Here is a 16,572-nt window from a genome sequence, read left to right as displayed (position 1 = left end):
TCTTACGAGTTAAATTGGCAACAGGGAGGTGTTGTGAAAATTCCATTTATTACTCGGTTTTTATCTTTTGCATTATTTGCTTTTGCTTTTGCTTTTCCGGCTGCGGCGGAGGTGAGTTTGCAGCCCTATTTTTATTACTCGACTGGATCCTGGCCGGAGGCCGTGGCGATTGCCGATCTGAATAACGATGGTCGTAACGATGTAGTGATGAATACATCTTACTATTTCGACCCCGAGAACGATTACAACCTAAAGGTGTTCCTGCAAGATGACTTCGGCCAGCTTCAGTCCCCTGTCAGTTATTCATTGAGTTACACCTCCGCCGATAGGCCGCAGTCGATTGCCGTTGGCGATTTGAACGGTGATGGGCTCAAGGACGTCGCAGTAGGTTTTGACCGCGATCGTATTGAGATATTTCTGCAATATACCGACGGCACCCTTTTCAGTTCCGAAATTATTGCCACGCCGATGTCCACGCGCATAGCTGCAGCCGACCTGAATGGCGACGGCCTGGACGATATCGCGGGCATCGGCTGGGGCGGGGAGGCCGTCGGCGTCTTCTATCAGGGCGAACAGGGCATCAATCACGAACCGGAAACTCACTACGCCCCTCATGGTGGCTACGACGATATGGTACTTGGCGATATCAATGGCGACGGCGCCAACGATATCGTGGTAATGAGTGGACAATCTTATGCGTTCGATAACCTGGCGGTGGTTGCGTCTGACGGGGAGGGGGGGCTGCAGCCAGCTGTCTTCTATGATCTGGGCGACGACGAGCTGACACAGGCGGTTACCATCGGCGATCTGAATGCGGACGGTCTTAATGACGTGGCAGTGACCTTTGGCGGTAATATGCCAAGGGCATCACTCGCCATCTTCCATCAGGATGGAAGTGGCCTGCTGCAGGCTCCTCAGATCCTTTCCAGCTATGAAGTCCCGCAAACCATTCATGCAGCGGATCTGAATCAAGATGCCACAGACGACCTACTGGTATTGCATGGCGGCTGGTATGCCATAGGTGTTTATGAGCAGGAGCCGGCAGGTACCCTGGCCGACGAAGTGCTGTTCAGTGTGCCCTATGCCTCCCATTACAACCGCCAAGGCATGGATGTGGGCGATATCAACAGCGATGGCATACCGGATGTGGTTGTGGCTGACTACAACCACGGGCTGGTCGTCTTGCTGGGCGCTGAGGCTGAACCCAAGACACCACCGGTTGCCGCTGCCGGTCCTGACTTGGTTGTGCAAGGCAACGCTTATGTACAGCTAAACGGGAGCCTGTCATCGGATAGCGACGGCAATATCGTCGCATACCGCTGGAGCCAGGTTTCCGGCACGCCGGTCCAATTGAACAGCTCGGCCGATGGTTATGCAAATTTCGTCGCCCCGACGCCGCCCACCGGCTCCACAATCGAACTGGTGATCGAGCTAGAGGTGGAAGATAACGACGGGTTAACGGCGAGGGATACAGTCACCGTTATTGTCGAAGCAAACATCGCTCCGGTAGCCATCGCCGGCGTTGGGCAGACAGTCAAGCAGAACAGTGTTGTCGAACTCAATGGCACCGAGTCGGTGGATCTCGATGGCAGTATCACCAGTTATCGTTGGACCCAGCTATCCGGCCCCGCCGTTGCATTGGCTAATGCCAATACAGCGATCGCCAGCTTTACTGCGCCCAAATTGAAGTCGATGAAACAGGCTGAACTGGTCTTCGAACTCGCGATTACCGACAACCTGGGGGAAGTCTCGACAGATCAGGTAACGATTACCGTTGTGAAGTGATTTCAGTCGGTTATTCCACCTTCCCGACAGCTTCTCTCTTCGGTCAACCCGGCGGTCGAACGGTTCAGGATGGAACCTTCGGCTGCCGGATTGAATCCCCTTTGTGAGCGGCGCCTTTGGTCGACCTGTGGTCTCCTTCCCGTTTTTTGATTGTTTTTTCAACATCTGGGAATTAGTAGGCGATTGTGCGACCCTGTGCTGTTACGATTGGTGGAGACACCCGCCGTCTGGCTCCGAGGAGAAGAACAATGACAGAACTTCTGCATAGCCTGCCGCTCTGGCTGTGGTTCCTGCTGGCGCTGCTGGCATTGTTTGTCGCGCGCAAGCCGGTACATCAGGGCATTTTTTCCCTAGCGCGCTTCTTTCACCAGTCCCTGCGCCTGGGTGCCAATGCGGTGGCGAACGCCGAGCAGCGCCTGCAGGAGCGAAATCGCGAGGTGCTGCTGGCCGCCGGGCGCGAGGCGGCGGAGCGCCATGTGGAGCGAGAGTTCGACCGCATTGAAGCCACGATGAAGAAGGAGCTGGCGCAATACCCGGCGCTGCACCGCAAGCTGTGCGAGCAGCTGACCGCGATCGACGAAGACTATGTACGCAGTGCCGAGGTGCCGCCGGAACCGACCAACTGGGCCAAGGCGATCAAGGCAGTGGCGGAAATTCCCGCCAAAAGTGATCCAGTAGTTGGCGACGTGCTCGACACAATTCACCAGTCGATGCGCAAGGCCGAGGCCAAGGCGCTGGAGGCCTACCGCGAATCCGCCCGCGAGCGCCACCAGTTGCTGAAACGCATGATGCCCAGCTGGCGCTCAATGCTTTCCACCCTCGGTCGGGTTAATAAGAGCGTCGACTCGGTAATACACCGCGCCAAGGTGCTCGATGGCCATATGGAGCGCTACGAGGAAATCCAGCAGGGCAGCAACAGGGCGCTGCGTATGCTGTCGTCGTCATCCCTGAGCCAGTTCTTTATTGCCACATTTGTGCTGGCGATCGCCGTGGGCGGGGCGCTGATCAACTTTCACCTGATCGCGCGTCCGATGACTGAGATGGTCGGCGGTACCAGTTATATCGGCAACTTCAAGGTGGCGGATATTTCGGCGCTGGTGATTATCCTGGTGGAGATCACCATGGGCCTGTTCGTCATGGAGTGCCTGCGCATCACACGGCTGTTTCCGGTCATCAGTGCGCTCAACGACAAATTGCGTACGCGGATGATGTGGGCGGCATTCGTGTTGCTGTTTTTCCTCGCTTCCGTCGAGGCCGGCCTGGCCTTTATGCGCGAGATCCTGATGCAGGAAGATCTCGCGGTCAGCGCGCAGCTTAGAGGCGCCGAGGTGGAGGCCGCTGTTGGCGGCGTCTACTGGATCACTACCGCGGCACAGATGGGAATGGGCTTTATCCTGCCCTTCGCACTGACATTTGTCGCCATCCCACTGGAGAACTTTATCGCCTCCGCACGGACGGTCATCGGTCTGCTGACGACTTTCTTCCTGCGCGTGCTGTCAGTCACACTGCGCCTGGCCGGTACCGCGGCGCTGCGCTGTGGCTCCCTGCTGGTGCGTGTGTACGATATTGTGATTTTCCTGCCGCTGTGGCTCGAGGACATGGTTGTGAACTGGCGCAATGGCTCGAACGAAACCGTAGTCGCGGAGGAAGCCTGATGAACAGCCGGATAAAACAACTGATCGCCGTCGCCAGTGCGCTGTTGCTCACCGCCTGTGGTGAGCCGGTGGCGCGTAACCAGGGCGTATATATGCTGATCGATACCTCCGGTACCTATACCCAGGAGCTGGACAAGGCGCAGCAGGTGATCAATTACACGCTGGCGAAAATGAATCCCGGCGATACCTTCGCGGTGGCGAGTATCAACACCGGCAGTTTCAGCGAAAAAAATATCAAGGCCAAGGTCACCTTCGATGACCGCCCCAGCGTGACCAACCGGCAGAAGCAGACCTTCCAACAGTCGATTCAGCAGTTCGTCGAGGATACCAGGCCTGCAGCCTATACCGATATAACCGGCGGTCTGCTGCAGGCGGTAGAGTACCTGAATGAAAAGGAGCCCGGTCGCAAGACAATCCTGATCTTTTCCGATTTGAAGGAGGAGCTGAAGGAAGGCTACAACCGCGACGTACCGCTGCAACTGGACGGCTTCAACCTGGTGGCCCTGAACGTGACCAAGCTGCGCAGCGACAATATCGATCCCAACGAATACCTGGATCGCCTGCAGCAGTGGCAGAGTCGCGTGGAGCAGGGCGGCGGCAGCTGGCGCGTGGTCAACGATCTGGAACGGCTGGGAAAAGTACTGCCGTAACAGGGCCGTCAGGCGCCGAGGCTTCGCTCAGCGGAATTCGCACCAAGCGGCAGTCGTATCCGGCTGCCGCTCGCGGCCGCGATCCTTGCATCTCTTTGTTTGACTAGACCAAGTGACCAATGCTCTGGCCATCACTATTCTGCGTTTTACTTATCCTGCTGTGGCTGTACGCGCGGGCGCGCCCGGCGCCGCCGTCAATGTTGTCCCTGCCGCCTAAGAAAGGCCCGCTGGTTATCGCCCATGGCGACGAATCCGGTAACGGCCTCTATCCCGGCAATACACTGCTGTATCTGCACAAGATGGTCGAGCTGGGGGTGGACGCGCTGGAAATGGACGTCAACCTCACCGCAGACGGCCACCTGGTATTGATACACGATTCGCAACTGGAGCGCACCACCAATGGAAAGGGTGCCGTGAGGGAGATGACCCTGGAGCAGTTGCGCCAGCTGAATATGGGACACAACTGGAGCCGGGACGGCGATAGTTATCCCTACCGGGAGAACCCGCTGCAGATAGTCACTATCGACGAAGTCTTTGCCGCGCTGCCGGATACGCCGATGATTATCGAGCTGAAGAACAATGACCGGCGCGCGGCCGAGGCCATGTGCGAGAGTCTACGGCGGTCGCAGAAACGCGATCAGGTCATCGTCTCCTCTTTTCACCAGGGGCTGATCAATTATTTCCGCCGCCTGTGTCCTGAGGTGGCCACCGGTGCGGCAACGCTGGATGCAATGCTGTTTTTCGCCGCGCAGTTGCTGCATGCAGAGAGATTGCTGCGGCCGGCCTACCAGACCATGCAATTGCCGATGCGCTACTATGGCATCCCGGTTTTTTCCCGGCGGTTTATGCGTGCGGCGCGAAAACTCAATCTGCACGTGTCCGCCTGGACCGTCAACGATCGCGAAGATATGGAGCATTACACCGCCCTCGGTCTGGACGGCCTGGTATCCGACAGGCCGGACAGGCTGCTTACCCTGTTGCAACAACAGAATAACAATCAGGAGTCAGAATGAAGACCATGTACCGCGCTTGTTTATTGATCGCCTGTCTTCTGCCTTTCGCGGCCGGCGCCGACGACCGCTTTGCCAAGGTGGAGATCAGCAGCGAGAAGGTTGCCGATGGCCTCTATATGCTGCAGGGCGCCGGCGGCAATATCGCAGTGCTGGTGGGACAGGACGGTACCTTTATGGTGGATGACCAATATGCCCCGCTGAGCGCGAAGATTCAAAAGGCCGTGGCAGAACTAACGGACGAACCGTTGCGTTTCGTGATCAATACCCATTGGCACGCCGATCACACCGGCGGCAACGAGCACTTTGGTAAGGCTCCGGCCCTGATCGTCGCGCATGAGAATGTGCGCAAGCGTATGAGCACCGAGCAGTTTATCGAGACCTTCAAGCGCAAGGTCGAGCCTTCGCCCGCCGCGGCCTTGCCGGTGATTACGTTTACCGACGCCACCACTTTTCACTGGAACGGCGAGACTGTTCGCGTGCAGCATGTAGACAGGGCGCATACCGACGGTGACGCCATCGTGCACTTTAATCGCGCCAATGTGATCCATATGGGCGATACCTTTTTCAATGGCAACTACCCGTTTATTGATCTCTCGTCCGGTGGCTCGGTGGACGGGGTCGTAGCGACCATGGATCAGGTGCTGGGCATGGCGAATGACAAGACCCGTATCATTCCCGGCCATGGCCCGTTGAGCGACAGGGCCGAACTGCAGAAGCAGCGCGATATGCTGGTGGAGTTGCGCGGCCGCATCCAGAAGCTGATCGATGCCGGCAACAGCCGCGCGGACGTGATCGCCGCGCGGCCGACCAAAGACTACGATGCAGAATACGGCCAGGGTTTCATGAAGCCGGATCTGTGGACCGGGATAGTTTACGACTCGCTGACTGCCAAAAACTGACCAGGCCAGCAGTTAGCCTGGTGAAAATTCGCGGTGATTCCAGTTGCGGCATTTCGCCCTCCCGCACCCCTTCTCTAACACGAAAGAAAGCGGCGTAGAGTGCTGGCAGGAACAGTAGCGTCAACGCGGTGGCAACGATCAGCCCGCCCATGATGGCCACCGCCATCGGCCCGAAGAAGTCACTGCGCGACAGCGGGATCATTGCCAGTACCGCGGTCAGCGCAGTCAGAACAATCGGACGGAAGCGGCGCACCGTGGATTCGACGATGGCATCCCAGGGCCTCAGTCCCTGGGCGATATCCTGCTGAATCTGATCCACCAGGATGACCGAGTTGCGCATGATCATGCCGGCTAGGGCAATGGTGCCGAGCATGGCCACGAAGCCGAACGGCTGGCCGAACAGCAGCAGGAACAGGGTTACGCCGATAATGCCCAGCGGTGCGGTCAGGAACACCATCGTGGACAGGGAGAAGCTGCGCAGCTGCAGCATCAGCAGTGTGATGACCACCAGCACAAACAGCGGCATACCGGCATTGACGGACCGCTGCCCGCGCGCAGATTCCTCCACCGTGCCCCCGACTTCCAGCAGGTAGCCCGGCGGCAGCTGCGCGCGAATGTCGGCCAGGTGCGGCCAGACTGCGTTGACCACCGTCGCCGGCAGCTGTGTGCCGTAAATATCCGCGCGCACCGTCACGGTCGGCAGGCGGTTGCGGTGCCAGATCACCCCTTCCTCGAAACCGTATTCCAGTGTCGCTATCTGGTTGAGCGGTATGCTGCGCCCGTTGCTGGTCTGTACCGCCAGGTTGCCGAGCTGGCTTAGGGCGTGGCGCTCCCGTTCATCGCCGCGCACACGCACATCGATCAGCTCGTTGCCTTCGCGGTACTGGCTGACGGCGATACCGGTGAGGGAGCTCTGCAATGCGCGCGACAGGGTGGCGGAGTCGACACCCAGGGTGCGGGCGCGGGCCTGATCGATATTCAGATGCACCGATTTACTCGGTTCCTCCCAGTCCAGGTGGACGTTGGTCACCGCCGGGTTTTCACGCACTTTATCGGCCACCGCCCGGGCCAGGCTGCGCACTTCGGCAATATGTTCGCCGGAAACGCGGAACTGCACCGGGTAGCCCACCGGCGGACCGTTCTCCAGCCGTGAAATACGCGAGCGCAGCGTCGGGAATTCCTCGCGCATGGTTTCGATCAGCCAGCGGCGCACTACCTCGCGCTCCTCCACGCTGCGGGTCAGTATCACAAACTGCGCGAAGCTGGCGGCCGGCAGCTGTTGATCCAGCGGCAAGTAGAAACGCGGTGAGCCGGTGCCCACATAGGCCACATAGTTTTCCACCTGTTCATTCTGTTCCAGCAGTGCCTCCAGGCGTCTTGCCTGGTACTCGGTGGCCTGCAGCGAGGCGCCTTCGGCGAGCTTCAGGTCCACCATCAGTTCGAGGCGGCCGGAGGAGGGGAAGAACTGCTGTGGCACCAGGCGGAACAGCGCCAGTGATCCGACAAATACGGCCAGGGTCAGCACGATGACGGTCTTGCGGTGGCGCAGGCACCACTGCACCAGCCGGCGGAAACGGCGATAGAAGGGTTTTGCGTAGGGATCGTGGATTTCACCGCTGCTGTCGCGGCGGGTGAGGTTCGGCAACAGCCGGTCGCCGAGGTAGGGCACGAACACCACCGCGGCTATCCAGGAGGCCAGTAGCGACAGGGTGACCACCTGGAAAATCGAACGGGTGTATTCACCGGTACCCGACTGCGCGGTAGCGATAGGCAGAAAACCTGCGGCGGTAATCAGCGTGCCGGTCAGCATCGGAAAGGCGGTGCTGGTCCAGGCGAAGCCGGCGGCCTTCAGACGACTGAGGCCCTGTTCCATTTTGACGGCCATCATTTCCACGGCGATGATGGCGTCGTCCACCATTAATCCCAGTGCCAGCACCAGCGCGCCGAGGGAAATCTTGTGCAGGCCGATATTAAAATAGTGCATCAACGCGAAGGTCATCGCCAGCACCAGCGGGATCGACAGTGCCACCACCAGTCCGGTGCGCATGCCGAGGGAAAAGAAGCTGACCAGCAGCACAATCGCCAGCGCTTCGGCTAACACCTGCAGGAATTCGCCGACGCCGCGCTCGACTGCAGCTGGCTGATCCGAAACCTTGTGCAGTTCCAGCCCCAGGGGCAGATCCTGCTGCAGCTCGGCAAAGGTTGCATCCAGGTTTTTGCCGAGTTCGAGAATATCGCCGCCCGCCTTCATGGATACGGCGATGCCGATGGCGTCCTCGCCCATAAAGCGCATGCGTGGCTGGGGCGGATCGCTGAATCCGCGACGCACTTCGGCAATATCGCCGAGTCGCTGTGTGCGGTTGCCGGCGGTGATGGGAAAATGGCGGATCTCATCTACCGACTGGAACTGTCCGCTGACACGGATGCGCACGCGGTCGCTGACGGTTTCGACAAAGCCGGCATCGGCGACACTGTTTTGCGCCTGCAGGGCGCCCTGAACCGCGGTCATCGGAATACCCAGGGAGGCGAGCTTGGCATTCGAGATTTCGACCCAGATTTTCTCATCCTGCAGGCCGAGCAGTTCCACCTTGCCCACGTCCTTGACGCGTTGCAGTGCTAGCTGCAGGCGTTCGGCGTAGTCCTTTTTCAGTGCATAGTCGAAGCCGGATCCGGTCAGTGCGTAGATATTGCCAAAAGTGGTGCCGAATTCGTCGTTGAAGAAGGGGCCCCGAATATCGGCTGGCAAGGTGTGGCGAATATCGCCGACTTTCTTGCGCACCTGATACCAGAGGTCGGGAATTTCGCTGGAGCGCATACTGTCGCGGGCGACGAACAGCACCTGGGACTGACCGGGACGGGAGAAGGAGGTGATGCGCTGGTAGTCGCCGGTTTCCATCAGTTTCTTTTCCACCCGCTCGGTAATCTGGCGGGACACTTCCTCGGCGCTGGCGCCGGGCCAGAGGGTGTTGACCACCATCACCTTGAATGTAAACGGCGGATCTTCACTCTGCCCGAGCTGCGTATAGGAGATGGCGCCGAGCAGGCCGAGCACGAGCATTGCGTAGAGCACCAGTGGGCGATTTTTCAGGGCCCATTCGGAGAGGTTGAAACGCATGGTGTTTATTCCTGGCTGAGTTGCTCAAGGTGTGGGCTTCAGGGTGGGGCCGGGCGGGATACCGCTTTCCGGGACACGCTGTGAATACATCCCTGTACGCTCGTAATCGGCATCCATGCCTCATACGGTCCCGAAAAGCGGTATCCCGCCCGGCCTGCATGGCTCAGTGGAAGTCGCAGAACCTGAAACCGGTTCTTTTATGGTTCCTGCGCGAACGATCGATCTAAATCGATCGGCCGATTCATCCGGTCCACTGGCCGCACCGCCTGGCCGTCCCGCAGCAGATGGGTGCCGGCGGCTACGATCCAGTCGTCCGGCTGCAGGCCGGCGAGTACCGGCACCAGCTCTTCACCATAGCGGCCAACGGTTACTGGTGTTTTGCGCAGGATCTGTTGTAGCGGATCCAGTACCCATACGTAGGGCTGCTCGCTGTCGGCGGTGACGGCGGACATGGGTACTGCCAGGGTATGTCCGCTGGCCGCGTTGTTGACGAAAACCCGTGCGCTCTGGCCGAGCTCGGCGCCGACGGATTCATTGTCAAACACCACACGCGCTTCAAAAGTGCGTGAAACGGGATCCGCGGCGGGGGAGAGTTCGCGAATACGCGCGGGAAAGAACTGTCCCGGCTGCGACCAGAGTTCCAGGGCCAGCTCCTGGCCGACGGCGAAGCGGTCGATATCCTGTTCCGGCAGATCGATGCGTACTTCGCGTTCGCCGTCCGCGGCCAGCGCGAATACCGCCTGCCCTGCCGCGACCACTTGTCCGGCTTCGGCGAGGCGCTGGGCAATGACACCGTCCTGCGGTGATTTCAGCACCGCGTACGTGGCCTGATTGCGTGCGACCTGCAGCTGCGCCTGTGCCTGCTCGAGCTGTGCACGACTGGCGTCGAAGCGGGTTTGCGCCGCGTCGAACTGTGAAGTGCTGACTAGCTGGCGCTCGAGCAATTTGCGGTAGCGTTCCAGTTCGCTGCCGGCGAGGCGGTACTCCGCTTCGGCCGAGTTCAGTTGCGCCCGGGCGCTGTCCAGTTGCAGTTGCAGGTCTTCGGCGCTGAGCTCCGCCAGCGGCTGGCCCCGGGTTACCCTGTCGCCCACGTCGACCAGGCGTCGGCTGATCTTGCCGCCGATGCGGAAGGCCAGCGCCGGCTCGTAGCGGGCGTGAATTTCTCCGGGAAAGACATCCTGCTGCGCCGCGGCGATCTGTGGACGCACCATGACTGCGGGGCGCGGCTTCTCCTCGTCGCTGCTGGACTCCGCCGGTGCGCAGGCAGCCAGCGTCAGGCAGAGCGGCAACGCCGCAAACAGAAGTGATCGATACATAAAGGGGTCCCTTCCTTTACTGATGGTTTGGCGGGGTAGGCCGTTGGTGGCAAAGGGCGCCGACCGGCTCGGCCAATGCTATACTGGGCAGTATAGTAAATATATTAAACTCGTCAGTCCAGTAAATGGAGCGCTATGTCTGAGCAGACTGCACCGGTCGCATCCCGCGGTCGTCCCAAAGATCCGGCCAAACGCCGGGCAATTCTCGATGCGGCCAAGGAGTTGTTCCTGACCCAGGGCTTCGCCGGTACCAGCATGGATGCGGTGGCCGCGGAAGCCGGAGTATCCAAACTCACCGTTTACAGCCACTTCTCCGATAAGGAGACGCTCTTTACCGCGGCGATTGAAGCCAAGTGCGAAAACCAGATGCCGCTGCCGATGTTTGCGCTGGAGGAGGGTGACTCACTGGAAGAGGTGCTGAAACGGATCGGCGCGGCCTTCCTGGGCATGATCGACAGTGAGGATTCCATTCGCCTGATGCGGCTGCTGTGCGCGGTGGCGCCGCGCGAGCCGGAAATGGCGCGACTGTTCTTCGAGGCCGGCCCCCAGCGCACCCTGGGTGAAATGGAGCGCTTCCTGCGCCGGGTCAACGAGCAGGGTCTGTTGCAGATCGACGATCCGGCGGTAGCGGCGGAGCAGTTTTTCGGCATGCTGATGGGCTGCCGGCATATGCGCGTATTGATCGGGAATTGTGAGGTGCCGAGCGAGGAGGAAATTCGAGCGCGTGTCGCACTGGTGGTGCAATCGTTCTTGCGTGCTTACGGCAATTGACAGATTGCCTGCTGCCTGGCCGATGACTTCGATCCGGTCCCGCTGCCGATGGCCCCATGGGAAAAAACCTGATCGGTAACTATTCCCCATGAGGCCACCGGCAGCGGGACCTCGCCTTTTGTTATCCGAATAACTTGATTATGGATCTGTAAAGTGGTGAATCCACCTCGGTGGTGGTCCTGCTATCGGCGGCCACCCGGCAAATATTTACCGATCAGGTTTTTTGCCGGGCGGCTGCCGATAGCAGTGCCGATCGGAGCCCCAAAGATCAGGTCTTGATACGGTAGCCGGTACGGAAAATCCACCAGATGGAGGTCATGCACAGCAGCAGGAACAGCAGGGTCATGCCCAGGCTCACACCGATATTCACATCCGCCACTCCGTAAAAAGCCCAGCGAAAGCCGCTGATCAGGTAGACCACCGGGTTGAACAGGGTGATCTTCTGCCACAGCTCCGGCAGCATGTTGATGGAATAAAAAGCGCCACCGAGGAAGGTCAGCGGCGTGATGACCATTAGTGGGATTATCTGCAGTTTCTGGAAGTCATCGGCCCAGACGCCGATGATAAAGCCGAACATGCTGAAGGTGACGGCGGTCAGAACCAGGAAGCCCAGCATCCAGAAAGGGTGCACGATTTCGTAGTCGACGAAGAAGCGCGCGGTGATCAGTATCAGTGCGCCGAGAATGATCGACTTGGTGGCCGCGGCGCCCACGTAGCCGGCGACGATCTCAAAGGCCGATACCGGTGCCGACAGCACCTCGTAGATGGTGCCGGAAAATTTCGGGAAGAAAATTCCGAACGAGGCGTTGGAGATACTCTCGCTCAACAGCGACAGCATGATCAGCCCGGGAATAATAAAGGCCCCATAACTGACGCCGTCGATCTCGCCCATGCGCGAACCGATGGCGGCGCCGAACACGATGAAGTACAGCGAAGTGGATAGTACCGGCGAGGCAATACTCTGCATCAGCGTGCGCCAGGTGCGGGCCATTTCAAACTTGTAGATGGCGCGAATACCGTACCAGTTCATCCCTGTGTCTCCCCGGTCAACTGCTGCTCTTTTTCCCTGCGTGCACCCTTCACCAGGCCGACGAAGATCTCCTCGAGCGAACTCTCGCGGGTATGCAGATCACGGAAGTCGATATTGGCGTCGTTCAGGCGGCGCAGCAATTCGGCGATGCCGGTATCACTGCTTTTGATATCGAAACGGTACACCAGCTGACTGCCATCCTCGCTCAGGCTCAGGGGCAGATCTGCCAGGGATTCCGGCACCGCCTGCAGCGGTTCCGGCAGGTGCAGGCTGAGCTCTTTTTCGCCCATCTTCTGCATCAGCGTGTGCTTGTCTTCCACCAGTACCAGCTCACCGTGATTGATGACGCCGACTCGATCCGCCATTTCCTCGGCTTCCTCGATATAGTGGGTGGTGAGGATGATGGTGACGCCGGACTCGCGCAGGCCGCGCACCATTTCCCACATGTCCTGGCGCAGCTCCACGTCGACACCGGCTGTGGGCTCGTCGAGGAACAGGATGCTGGGTTCGTGGGACAATGCCTTGGCGATCATGACCCGGCGCTTCATGCCGCCGGACAGCGCCATGATGCGGCTGTCCTTCTTCTCCCACAGGGATAGCTGGCGCAGCAGTTTCTCGATATAGGCCGGATCGGGTGCCTTGCCGAACAGCCCGCGGCTGAAGTTCACCGTGGCCCAGACACTCTCGAATGAGTCGGTCGCCAGTTCCTGCGGCACCAGGCCGATCTCACTGCGCGCCTTGCGGTAGTCGCGCAGAATGTCATGGCCACTGGCACTGACGCTGCCGCTGGTGGGATTGACAATGCCACAGATAATACTGATCAGCGTCGTCTTGCCGGCGCCGTTGGGGCCCAGCAGCGCGAAGATTTCTCCACGCCGGATATCCAGGTTCACATTCTTCAGGGCGGTAAACCCACCGGTGTAGGTCTTGCCGAGCCCCCTGACGGAAATAATCGGTTCCACTTAGTCTCCTTGGCAAAAGTTTTCCATTTGGCTTGTTAGTCGCATTGGCGTCGGGCGGATCTACATCCTAGCGCAAAAACGGTTAAAGGAATGGTAGTTACGCCACAGTAAAATCGCAGCCGCGATCGCCGCCAGCACTGCCAGAAGCAAACCCATGTGGCTAAAGCTGCTGGCGAGGCCGAAGCGGTCGATCCAGGGCTGGCTTACCAGTGGGGACAGAAACTGGCCGAAGAAAATACTGGCGGCCAGGCCGCCGGCTACGCGTCCGCGCTGCTGTGCCGCGGCGAGCAGCATGGCGGTGGTGAACAGGTGCGGCACCAAGGTGCCCATGCCGATACCGTACACCGCGGTGGCCATTATCACCGAGCCAAAGGACGTGGCGGCAGCGATCAGTATCAGCCCCGCGGACATGATGGCAAAACAGAAAGCGAAGACTCCCAGTGGCCCGAGTTGTGCACGAATACGACGGTAGATTAACAGCGACGAAAGGGCTCCCATCAGATTGCCGCCGGCGATCGCCAGCCCGGTCAGGCTCGGCTGGCTTACGCCGATTTCCAGCAGGCGAAATGGCAGCTGGGTCGGAATCAGGAAAAAGGCGAGGCTGTTCAGCAGCGCGGTGGCAAACAGTGCCGCCAGTAATTTTGTTGCCGCCGGAACCGTGCCGGTCGCAGCGGCGCTGGCGAAATCACCGTGACGGCGCGGCTCATACAGAAACATCACTACCGCCGGCAGCAGCGCCAGCGCGAGCCCGTAAACGGCGAAAGGCGCACGCCAGTGCAGTTCGGCCAGCAGGCCGCCACCGACCAGAAATACCACGCCGCCGAAACTGATGAACGCGCCCTGTTGCCCCATGTAGGCTTCCCGCTCCGGGCCGGAGAAATAATCTCCCACCAGCGCGGTGACCGAGGTCATGGTACCGCCGACCGCGACGCCGAGCAGGGCGCGGCCGGCGAGGATGCCCGTCAGGCTGTCCGGCAGCAGGCTCGAAAGCCCGGCAAGTCCGTACAGCAACACGGAGGCCTGCAGCAGCCGCAGCCGGCCAAAGCGATCGGAGAGAACACCGGCCACAGGCGCGCTGACCGCAATAAACAGTGCCGGCAGTGTCAGTACCAGGCGGGTGAGTAATTCGCTGTGTGGCACCGCGGCGAAATGGCTGTGCAGTGCCGGCAGCGACGGCGCGATGGTGGCCCCGGACATGATGGTCAGCGCCGCCAGGCACAGCAAAGTCAGCCTGCGCGGCAGCGAGGTCGCCGCCGCGGTCGAGGGCTCGATGGATACAGACAGGGACTTCACCGGTTCTCCCCCCGGCGGACGAGACTGCGACCGGCGGGCGCCAGCCCCGCATCCGTATTTGTCAGGCTGGCGGCCAGCCTGAGGCTCTGTGCCTGCGCCGCAACCAGGTAAACGAAAAGACTGTGGCTGCGCTGTTCGTGCGCGGTGCCAAATCTGTTTGCCGGTTCATTATTCCCTGCCATGGTGATTTCTCCGTCAGGTTGCATTTGAACGCGGCGCAGTGTAAAAGCTCAAGTTAACTTGAGGTCAATCCTGTGGGGCGATAGAAATTCGCTATGCCACAGATCGGAGTTCACTATGACGGGAAAGGGCGGCGGCTTGCGCCGGGAGCTAACGGTCGGAGAGGTTGCCGAGCGCAGCGGCGTGGCGGTAAGCACGCTGCATTTCTACGAGAGCAAGGGGTTGATCAGCAGCTGGCGCACCGACGGCAACCAGCGCCGCTACGGCCGCGATGTCCTGCGGCGCGTGGCGATCATCAAGGTGGCACAGAGCGTGGGTATCGGCCTGGCGGAAATTCGCGACGCGCTGGCAACGCTGCCGAACGGGCGCACGCCCAATGCCAAGGACTGGGCGCGGCTGTCGGCGCGCTGGCGCGAGGACCTGGACCTGCGGATCAAGCAGCTGACGAAGCTGCGCGACCGGTTGGAAGGGTGTATCGGCTGCGGCTGCCTGTCGGTGGACGACTGCCCACTGCGCAATCCGGGAGACAAGGCGGCGGAGAAGGGCAGCGGGGCCCAGTACCTGAAACCCGCCTGAGTCGCGGCCATCGAGTTCAGTATTAGCATGCCCTAATGCTTAGGCAAACACTGCCCCAACTGCTGCGGCGCAACCGGGCTTAATATCCAGAGCGGCAGTTTGCAGAATCAGGGCTACGTACCGAACAGTTTGCGATAGAAAGCCATGGCGCCGTTCCAGGCGTCTGTCGCCGCGAGTTCATTGTAGGCCAGTGGCACGGCGAACTTTTTACCGCGCTCCGTGGCAGCGGGGTTGGTGAAGCCGTGCAGGGTATCCGGGTAGCTGGTCAATTCAAATTTGGCGTTGGCCTCCTGCATTTCCCGTACGAATCCCGCGACATCATCGGGTGGAATCCATGCGTCGGCACCGCCGGTATAGACCTGAATCTGCGCCTTGATCGCGCCGGGCAGGACCTTGATGTCGCTGCCGAGGGCGCCGTGAAAACTCACCACACCTTTGAGATCCAGGCCCAGCCGCGCCATGTTCAGCGCCACCGCGCCGCCGAAGCAGTAGCCCTGGGCGGCGATGCGGCTCGCGTCGACGGTCTCGTGCTGCTGCAGCCATTCCATGGCCGCGCGGAAACGCTCTTCGATAGCGCCGGGCGTATTCATTGCGGTATTCATCAGCTCCGCGGCATCGGTCGGGTTGTCCGCCTGCTGGCCGGTGCCAAACAGGTCCAGTGCAAACGCGGTATACCCCTCGGCGGCCAGCCGATCAGCCTGTTCGCGCACGAAGCCGTTGTGCCCCCACCACTCGTGTATCACCAAGATGCCCGGGCGATTGCCGGTGACCTTATCGTCGTAGGCGATGTAGCCGGTAAATGATTGAGCGCCAATAGTGTATTCAACGGTTTCGCCGTGCACTGTTCTCCCTCCGCTTGATTGATGCCATTCGTGATAACGCCATTACATCCGCGTCATTCTCTCCTTTACAGCGATTATTTTTGCCACGGTGGCCCCTTCAGTTCCACCGTATTGCCCTCCGGATCGTCGATATAAATCGAAGGCCCTTCGCCCTCCGCGCCGTAGCGGGATTCCACCGGGCCCGGCTCTATCCCCTTGTCGCGCAGATAGGCGATCAGGGTTTCGGCATCGAAGGGATCTATACGCAGACACAGGTGATCCAGATTGCGGCCCTCTTTGCCCGGCGCCGCGCCGCCGGCACGGCCCAGTCTCTGGTTGACCGGCACCAGATCGATCAGGCTGCTGCCGGCACGCAACTGGTAGAGACCGATATCTTTCTGTTCCCGCTCGATGCTGCAGCCCAGTACTCCCTGATAAAAATCCAGCATCCGCTGCAGGTCTTTCACGCGCAGGACGATGTGGTCGATCTGTTGGATCTGTAACAT

At 60.1% G+C, this 16,572-nt stretch carries 14 protein-coding genes; 7 read left to right on the top strand and 7 right to left on the bottom strand.

The genetic code is table 11. The features are described 5' to 3' along the window. Positions 1–33 precede the first annotated feature (33 nt). From BLW36_RS07810 to BLW36_RS07790, 5 genes are all read left to right on the top strand, one after another. Positions 34–1,785, top strand: a complete 1,752-nt coding sequence (locus tag BLW36_RS07810; RefSeq protein WP_091386747.1) for an FG-GAP repeat domain-containing protein — start codon at positions 34–36, stop codon at positions 1,783–1,785. Between the two features lie 248 nt (positions 1,786–2,033). After that, positions 2,034–3,440: a hypothetical protein gene (locus tag BLW36_RS07805; protein WP_091386745.1), complete on the top strand. Its 1,407-nt coding sequence runs from the start codon at positions 2,034–2,036 to the stop codon at positions 3,438–3,440. Further along, positions 3,440–4,090, top strand: a complete 651-nt coding sequence (locus BLW36_RS07800; protein WP_091386743.1) for a vWA domain-containing protein — start codon at positions 3,440–3,442, stop codon at positions 4,088–4,090. Before BLW36_RS07805 ends, BLW36_RS07800 begins: the two co-directional genes overlap by 1 nt. Before the next feature lie 197 nt (positions 4,091–4,287). Beyond that, a complete protein-coding gene (locus tag BLW36_RS07795) occupies positions 4,288–5,103 on the top strand; it encodes a glycerophosphodiester phosphodiesterase family protein (RefSeq protein WP_170833155.1) in 816 nt (271 codons plus the stop codon). Continuing rightward, the gene (locus BLW36_RS07790) at positions 5,100–6,002 is read left to right on the top strand and encodes an MBL fold metallo-hydrolase (RefSeq protein ID WP_091386739.1); all 903 of its coding nucleotides are present in this window, start codon (positions 5,100–5,102) and stop codon (positions 6,000–6,002) included. The genes BLW36_RS07795 and BLW36_RS07790 overlap by 4 nt, the downstream gene beginning before the upstream one ends. Here BLW36_RS07790 and BLW36_RS07785 read toward each other — a convergent pair. After that, positions 5,944–9,117, bottom strand: a complete 3,174-nt coding sequence (locus BLW36_RS07785) for an efflux RND transporter permease subunit (RefSeq protein WP_091386737.1) — start codon at positions 9,115–9,117, stop codon at positions 5,944–5,946. The two genes, BLW36_RS07790 and BLW36_RS07785, sit on opposite strands and share 59 nt — an antisense overlap. 197 nt (positions 9,118–9,314) lie before the next feature. Continuing rightward, the gene (locus tag BLW36_RS07780) at positions 9,315–10,433 is read right to left on the bottom strand and encodes an efflux RND transporter periplasmic adaptor subunit (protein ID WP_091386735.1); all 1,119 of its coding nucleotides are present in this window, start codon (positions 10,431–10,433) and stop codon (positions 9,315–9,317) included. Between the two features lie 135 nt (positions 10,434–10,568). On the opposite strand from BLW36_RS07780, the gene BLW36_RS07775 reads away from it, so the two are divergent. Next, a complete protein-coding gene (locus tag BLW36_RS07775; protein WP_091386732.1) occupies positions 10,569–11,204 on the top strand; it encodes a TetR/AcrR family transcriptional regulator in 636 nt (211 codons plus the stop codon). Positions 11,205–11,472: 268 nt separating this feature from the next. On the opposite strand, the gene BLW36_RS07770 is transcribed toward BLW36_RS07775, so the two are convergent. From BLW36_RS07770 to BLW36_RS07760, 3 genes are read right to left on the bottom strand one after another with little or no spacing between them, the layout of a single operon-like run. After that, entirely contained in the window at positions 11,473–12,234 is a 762-nt protein-coding gene (locus BLW36_RS07770) for an ABC transporter permease (protein WP_091386730.1), read from the bottom strand. Beyond that, positions 12,231–13,196 (bottom strand): ABC transporter ATP-binding protein, encoded by a 966-nt coding sequence (locus BLW36_RS07765; protein ID WP_091386728.1) that lies wholly within the window; start codon positions 13,194–13,196, stop codon positions 12,231–12,233. The genes BLW36_RS07770 and BLW36_RS07765 overlap by 4 nt, the downstream gene beginning before the upstream one ends. A 60-nt stretch (positions 13,197–13,256) precedes the next feature. After that, positions 13,257–14,489 carry an MFS transporter gene (locus BLW36_RS07760; protein WP_211567149.1) on the bottom strand — a complete coding sequence of 411 codons (1,233 nt, stop codon included), beginning with the start codon at positions 14,487–14,489 and terminating at the stop codon, positions 13,257–13,259. A 297-nt stretch (positions 14,490–14,786) separates the two neighbouring features. Here BLW36_RS07760 and soxR point away from each other — a divergent pair, with 297 nt between their 5' ends. Then, complete coding sequence (soxR, locus tag BLW36_RS07750) at positions 14,787–15,245, top strand: redox-sensitive transcriptional activator SoxR (protein ID WP_091386724.1); 459 nt, start codon at positions 14,787–14,789, stop codon at positions 15,243–15,245. Between the two features lie 113 nt (positions 15,246–15,358). On the opposite strand, the gene BLW36_RS07745 is transcribed toward soxR, so the two are convergent. Both BLW36_RS07745 and BLW36_RS07740 read right to left on the bottom strand, forming a co-directional pair. Then, positions 15,359–16,087: a dienelactone hydrolase family protein gene (locus BLW36_RS07745; protein ID WP_091386722.1), complete on the bottom strand. Its 729-nt coding sequence runs from the start codon at positions 16,085–16,087 to the stop codon at positions 15,359–15,361. A gap of 74 nt (positions 16,088–16,161) precedes the next feature. Continuing rightward, positions 16,162–16,572, bottom strand: a complete 411-nt coding sequence (locus BLW36_RS07740) for a VOC family protein (RefSeq protein WP_091386720.1) — start codon at positions 16,570–16,572, stop codon at positions 16,162–16,164.

The organism is Microbulbifer marinus (assembly GCF_900107725.1).
Classification (GTDB): Bacteria; Pseudomonadota; Gammaproteobacteria; order Pseudomonadales; family Cellvibrionaceae; genus Microbulbifer; species Microbulbifer marinus.
This window is presented reverse-complemented; position numbering and strand designations above follow the sequence as displayed.